Origin of the sequence: Neisseria sp. P0008.S004 (assembly GCF_051962755.1) — a bacterium.
Taxonomy (GTDB): domain Bacteria; phylum Pseudomonadota; class Gammaproteobacteria; order Burkholderiales; family Neisseriaceae; genus Neisseria; species Neisseria subflava_A.
Genome location: NZ_JBQCUZ010000018.1, coordinates 1 through 6,182, shown reverse-complemented (window position 1 = coordinate 6,182; position 6,182 = coordinate 1). Strand labels below are relative to the sequence as shown.

Sequence of the window (6,182 nt, the reverse complement as noted above, 5' to 3'; positions counted from 1 at the left end):
GTTCTTCGCTGCTGACGCGGTGAAGAAAACGAAGCAGACAGTATAACACAGTTAGTTAGAATTTTCGATAATTTTAGTTGACATTTGCTAAATGTACTGTATAATTCGATTCGCTCTTTAAAAAACAGATTACCGATAAGTGTGAGTGCATTAGGCCTCACACTGTTTGAAAGACAGACAAGATGATGTTTTAGACATTGTCCTGTCGGTTTCTTTGAAGCAGACCAGAAGTTATAAGTTAGAGATTGAACATAAGAGTTTGATCCTGGCTCAGATTGAACGCTGGCGGCATGCTTTACACATGCAAGTCGGACGGCAGCACAGAGAAGCTTGCTTCTTGGGTGGCGAGTGGCGAACGGGTGAGTAATATATCGGAACGTACCGAGTAATGGGGGATAACTAATCGAAAGATTAGCTAATACCGCATATTCTCTGAGGAGGAAAGCAGGGGACCTTCGGGCCTTGCGTTATTCGAGCGGCCGATATCTGATTAGCTAGTTGGTGGGGTAAAGGCCTACCAAGGCGACGATCAGTAGCGGGTCTGAGAGGATGATCCGCCACACTGGGACTGAGACACGGCCCAGACTCCTACGGGAGGCAGCAGTGGGGAATTTTGGACAATGGGCGCAAGCCTGATCCAGCCATGCCGCGTGTCTGAAGAAGGCCTTCGGGTTGTAAAGGACTTTTGTCAGGGAAGAAAAGGCTGTTGCTAATATCGACAGCTGATGACGGTACCTGAAGAATAAGCACCGGCTAACTACGTGCCAGCAGCCGCGGTAATACGTAGGGTGCGAGCGTTAATCGGAATTACTGGGCGTAAAGCGAGCGCAGACGGTTACTTAAGCAGGATGTGAAATCCCCGGGCTCAACCTGGGAACTGCGTTCTGAACTGGGTGACTAGAGTGTGTCAGAGGGAGGTAGAATTCCACGTGTAGCAGTGAAATGCGTAGAGATGTGGAGGAATACCGATGGCGAAGGCAGCCTCCTGGGATAACACTGACGTTCATGCTCGAAAGCGTGGGTAGCAAACAGGATTAGATACCCTGGTAGTCCACGCCCTAAACGATGTCAATTAGCTGTTGGGCAACTTGATTGCTTAGTAGCGTAGCTAACGCGTGAAATTGACCGCCTGGGGAGTACGGTCGCAAGATTAAAACTCAAAGGAATTGACGGGGACCCGCACAAGCGGTGGATGATGTGGATTAATTCGATGCAACGCGAAGAACCTTACCTGGTCTTGACATGTACGGAATCCTCCAGAGACGGAGGAGTGCCTTCGGGAGCCGTAACACAGGTGCTGCATGGCTGTCGTCAGCTCGTGTCGTGAGATGTTGGGTTAAGTCCCGCAACGAGCGCAACCCTTGTCATTAGTTGCCATCATTTAGTTGGGCACTCTAATGAGACTGCCGGTGACAAGCCGGAGGAAGGTGGGGATGACGTCAAGTCCTCATGGCCCTTATGACCAGGGCTTCACACGTCATACAATGGTCGGTACAGAGGGTAGCCAAGCCGCGAGGTGGAGCCAATCTCACAAAACCGATCGTAGTCCGGATTGCACTCTGCAACTCGAGTGCATGAAGTCGGAATCGCTAGTAATCGCAGGTCAGCATACTGCGGTGAATACGTTCCCGGGTCTTGTACACACCGCCCGTCACACCATGGGAGTGGGGGATACCAGAAGTAGGTAGGGTAACCGCAAGGAGCCCGCTTACCACGGTATGCTTCATGACTGGGGTGAAGTCGTAACAAGGTAGCCGTAGGGGAACCTGCGGCTGGATCACCTCCTTTCTAGAGAAAGAAGAGGTCTGATGCATTCACACTTATCGGTAAACTGTAAAAGATGCGGAAGAGAAAAGCTTGAGTGAAGACAAGATTCGCTTAAGAAGAGAATCCGGGTTTGTAGCTCAGCTGGTTAGAGCACACGCTTGATAAGCGTGGGGTCGGAGGTTCAAGTCCTCCCAGACCCACCAAGAACGGGGGCATAGCTCAGTTGGTAGAGCACCTGCTTTGCAAGCAGGGGGTCATCGGTTCGATCCCGTTTGCCTCCACCAAGAACTTTACAAATCAAAGGAAGCCTGCTATACTTAGCAGCTTATTTTGATTTGCGAAGTGAAATATCGACGCATCGATCTTTAACAAATTGGAAAGCCGAAATCAACAAACAAAGACAATGAGTTTGTTTTGATTTTTTGTTCTTTGCAAAGGATGAAAAATCTCTCGCAAGAGAAAAGGAAACAAACACAGTATTTGGGTGATGATTGTATCGACTTAATCCTGAAACACAAAAGGCAGGATTAAGACACAACAAAGCAGTAAGCTTTATCAAAGTAGGAATTTCAAGTTTATTTCCCTAGTCAACGGGTAGGCAAACGAAGTCAAAGAGGTTCTTGAAATGATAGAGTCAAGTGAATAAGTGCATCAGGTGGATGCCTTGGCGATGATAGGCGACGAAGGACGTGTAAGCCTGCGAAAAGCGTGGGGGAGCTGGCAATAAAGCTATGATCCCGCGATGTCCGAATGGGGAAACCCACCTCTTAGGAGGTATCCTTATCTGAATACATAGGATAAGCGAAGCGAACCCGGAGAACTGAACCATCTAAGTACCCGGAGGAAAAGAAATCAACCGAGATTCCGCAAGTAGTGGCGAGCGAACGCGGAGGAGCCTGTACGTAATAACTGTCGAGATAGAAGAACAAGCTGGGAAGCTTGACCATAGTGGGTGATAGTCCCGTATTCGAAATCTCAATAGTGGTACTAAGCGTACGAAAAGTAGGGCGGGACACGTGAAATCCTGTCTGAATATGGGGGGACCATCCTCCAAGGCTAAATACTCATCATCGACCGATAGTGAACCAGTACCGTGAGGGAAAGGCGAAAAGAACCCCGGGAGGGGAGTGAAATAGAACCTGAAACCTGATGCATACAAACAGTGGGAGCACCCTTGTGGTGTGACTGCGTACCTTTTGTATAATGGGTCAACGACTTACATTCAGTAGCGAGCTTAACCGAATAGGGGAGGCGTAGGGAAACCGAGTCTTAATAGGGCGAACAGTTGCTGGGTGTAGACCCGAAACCGAGTGATCTATCCATGGCCAGGTTGAAGGTGCCGTAACAGGTACTGGAGGACCGAACCCACGCATGTTGCAAAATGCGGGGATGAGCTGTGGATAGGGGTGAAAGGCTAAACAAACTCGGAGATAGCTGGTTCTCCCCGAAAACTATTTAGGTAGTGCCTCGAGCAAGACACTGATGGGGGTAAAGCACTGTTATGGCTAGGGGGTTATTGCAACTTACCAACCCATGGCAAACTAAGAATACCATCAAGTGGTTCCTCGGGAGACAGACAGCGGGTGCTAACGTCCGTTGTCAAGAGGGAAACAACCCAGACCGCCAGCTAAGGTCCCAAATGATAGATTAAGTGGTAAACGAAGTGGGAAGGCCCAGACAGCCAGGATGTTGGCTTAGAAGCAGCCATCATTTAAAGAAAGCGTAATAGCTCACTGGTCGAGTCGTCCTGCGCGGAAGATGTAACGGGGCTCAAATCTATAACCGAAGCTGCGGATGCCAGTTTACTGGCATGGTAGGGGAGCGTTCTGTAGGCCGATGAAGGTGCATTGTAAAGTGTGCTGGAGGTATCAGAAGTGCGAATGTTGACATGAGTAGCGATAAAGCGGGTGAAAAGCCCGCTCGCCGAAAGCCCAAGGTTTCCTACGCAACGTTCATCGGCGTAGGGTGAGTCGGCCCCTAAGGCGAGGCAGAAATGCGTAGTCGATGGGAAACAGGTTAATATTCCTGTACTTGATTCAAATGCGATGTGGGGACGGAGAAGGTTAGGTTAGCAAGCTGTTGGAATAGCTTGTTTAAGCCGGTAGGTGGAAGACTTAGGCAAATCCGGGTCTTCTTAACACCGAGAAGTGATGACGAGTGTCTACGGACATGAAGTAACCAATACCACGCTTCCAGGAAAAGCCACTAAGCTTCAGTTTGAATTGAACCGTACCGCAAACCGACACAGGTGGGCAGGATGAGAATTCTAAGGCGCTTGAGAGAACTCAGGAGAAGGAACTCGGCAAATTGATACCGTAACTTCGGGAGAAGGTATGCCCTCTAAGGTTAAGGACTTGCTCCGTAAGCCCTGGAGGGTCGCAGAGAATAGGTGGCTGCGACTGTTTATTAAAAACACAGCACTCTGCTAACACGAAAGTGGACGTATAGGGTGTGACGCCTGCCCGGTGCTGGAAGGTTAATTGAAGATGTGCAAGCATCGGATCGAAGCCCCAGTAAACGGCGGCCGTAACTATAACGGTCCTAAGGTAGCGAAATTCCTTGTCGGGTAAGTTCCGACCCGCACGAATGGCGTAACGATGGCCACACTGTCTCCTCCTGAGACTCAGCGAAGTTGAAGTGGTTGTGAAGATGCAATCTACCCGCTGCTAGACGGAAAGACCCCGTGAACCTTTACTGTAGCTTTGCATTGGACTTTGAAGTCACTTGTGTAGGATAGGTGGGAGGCTTTGAAGCAGAGACGCCAGTCTCTGTGGAGCCGTCCTTGAAATACCACCCTGGTGTCTTTGAGGTTCTAACCCAGACCCGTAATCCGGGTCGGGGACCGTGCATGGTAGGCAGTTTGACTGGGGCGGTCTCCTCCCAAAGAGTAACGGAGGAGTTCGAAGGTTACCTAGGTCCGGTCGGAAATCGGACTGATAGTGCAATGGCAAAAGGTAGCTTAACTGCGAGACCGACAAGTCGAGCAGGTGCGAAAGCAGGACATAGTGATCCGGTGGTTCTGTATGGAAGGGCCATCGCTCAACGGATAAAAGGTACTCCGGGGATAACAGGCTGATTCCGCCCAAGAGTTCATATCGACGGCGGAGTTTGGCACCTCGATGTCGGCTCATCACATCCTGGGGCTGTAGTCGGTCCCAAGGGTATGGCTGTTCGCCATTTAAAGTGGTACGTGAGCTGGGTTTAAAACGTCGTGAGACAGTTTGGTCCCTATCTGCAGTGGGCGTTGGAAGTTTGACGGGGGCTGCTCCTAGTACGAGAGGACCGGAGTGGACGAACCTCTGGTGTACCGGTTGTAACGCCAGTTGCATAGCCGGGTAGCTAAGTTCGGAAGAGATAAGCGCTGAAAGCATCTAAGCGCGAAACTCGCCTGAAGATGAGACTTCCCTTGTGGTTTAACCACACTAAAGAGTCGTTCGAGACCAGGACGTTGATAGGTGGGGTGTGGAAGCGCGGTAACGCGTGAAGCTAACCCATACTAATTGCTCGTGAGGCTTGACTCTATCATTTGAAGAACTTCAAAGATAAAAGCTTACTGACTGATTCAGTCATCACCAAATAATTGATTAAGGCTTTACCGATTTGTAACAGTTTAAGTTTGGCGGCCATAGCGAGTTGGTCCCACGCCTTCCCATCCCGAACAGGACCGTGAAACGACTCAGCGCCGATGATAGTGTGGTTCTTCCATGTGAAAGTAGGTCACCGCCAAACACCCATTCCAAAGCCCCCGACTGATGTCGGGGGCTTTTTATATACCTGTCGTTTCTGTCGGTTTGACGATAGGAGGTAGGGTAATGGGTGCAAGGATATTGATGAACCGATACCCATTCCGATACCTATTGAGTGTTCGTGCATGCTTGTTGTTTAAATTAAAGGATGACAACTCTGTTGTTATTCTTGAACAAAAGTACTGAAAGTTATGGTTAACTGTTTAGAATATTTGAAATCAAACGATATTTGCGTTAATATGTCGTAAGCATTTGTGTGGGTATGAGCTGTTGCCCTATCTGCGCGTATGTGACAGTGTTTACAGAGTGGAATAAAACCATTCGGTAGGCTTCCTGACTGATTCAATCAAATATGTTATGGGAAAAAATCTGATGAAGAAATTTTTATTTGGTGCATTTGCCGCCGTCTGTGCAGCATTCTCTTTGGCCGCCGTGAACATTAATACCGCGTCTTCTGCCGAACTGGAGGCCTTGCCGGGTATCGGCCCGGCTAAGGCGAAAGCGATTGTGGAATACCGTCAGAAGAACGGTGCGTTCAAATCGGTGGAGGAGCTGAAAAACGTGAAGGGCATCGGTGATGCGGTACTGAACAAATTGAAGGCGGAGGCGACGGTTTCTCCTGCCGCGCCTAAGGCCGCACAGCCTGCCGTGAAAAAATAAGCCTGACGG

Annotated in this window: 1 protein-coding gene, 2 tRNA genes and 3 rRNA genes; all 6 read left to right on the top strand. The window is 49.5% G+C overall.

What is annotated here, in order from left to right; all coding sequences use genetic code 11:
- The first annotated feature begins 247 nt into the window (after positions 1–247).
- The 6 genes from ACTHSW_RS10655 to ACTHSW_RS10630 all read left to right on the top strand — a co-directional run bounded on the left by ACTHSW_RS10655 (position 248) and on the right by ACTHSW_RS10630 (position 6,173).
- Positions 248–1,788, top strand: a 16S ribosomal RNA gene (locus ACTHSW_RS10655).
- 105 nt (positions 1,789–1,893) lie between these two features.
- Positions 1,894–1,970: transfer RNA gene (locus ACTHSW_RS10650), tRNA-Ile, on the top strand.
- A 5-nt stretch (positions 1,971–1,975) separates the two neighbouring features.
- A tRNA-Ala gene (locus tag ACTHSW_RS10645) sits at positions 1,976–2,051 on the top strand.
- A 348-nt stretch (positions 2,052–2,399) separates the two neighbouring features.
- Positions 2,400–5,288 (top strand): 23S ribosomal RNA (locus ACTHSW_RS10640).
- A 94-nt stretch (positions 5,289–5,382) separates the two neighbouring features.
- Positions 5,383–5,496, top strand: a 5S ribosomal RNA gene (gene rrf, locus ACTHSW_RS10635).
- Together the 16S, 23S and 5S rRNA genes with 2 tRNA genes alongside form the textbook arrangement of a ribosomal RNA operon.
- A gap of 389 nt (positions 5,497–5,885) precedes the next feature.
- On the top strand, positions 5,886–6,173 hold the full coding sequence (locus ACTHSW_RS10630) for a ComEA family DNA-binding protein (RefSeq protein WP_070460228.1): 288 nt from the start codon (positions 5,886–5,888) through the stop codon (positions 6,171–6,173).
- The last annotated feature ends 9 nt before the right edge of the window (positions 6,174–6,182 follow it).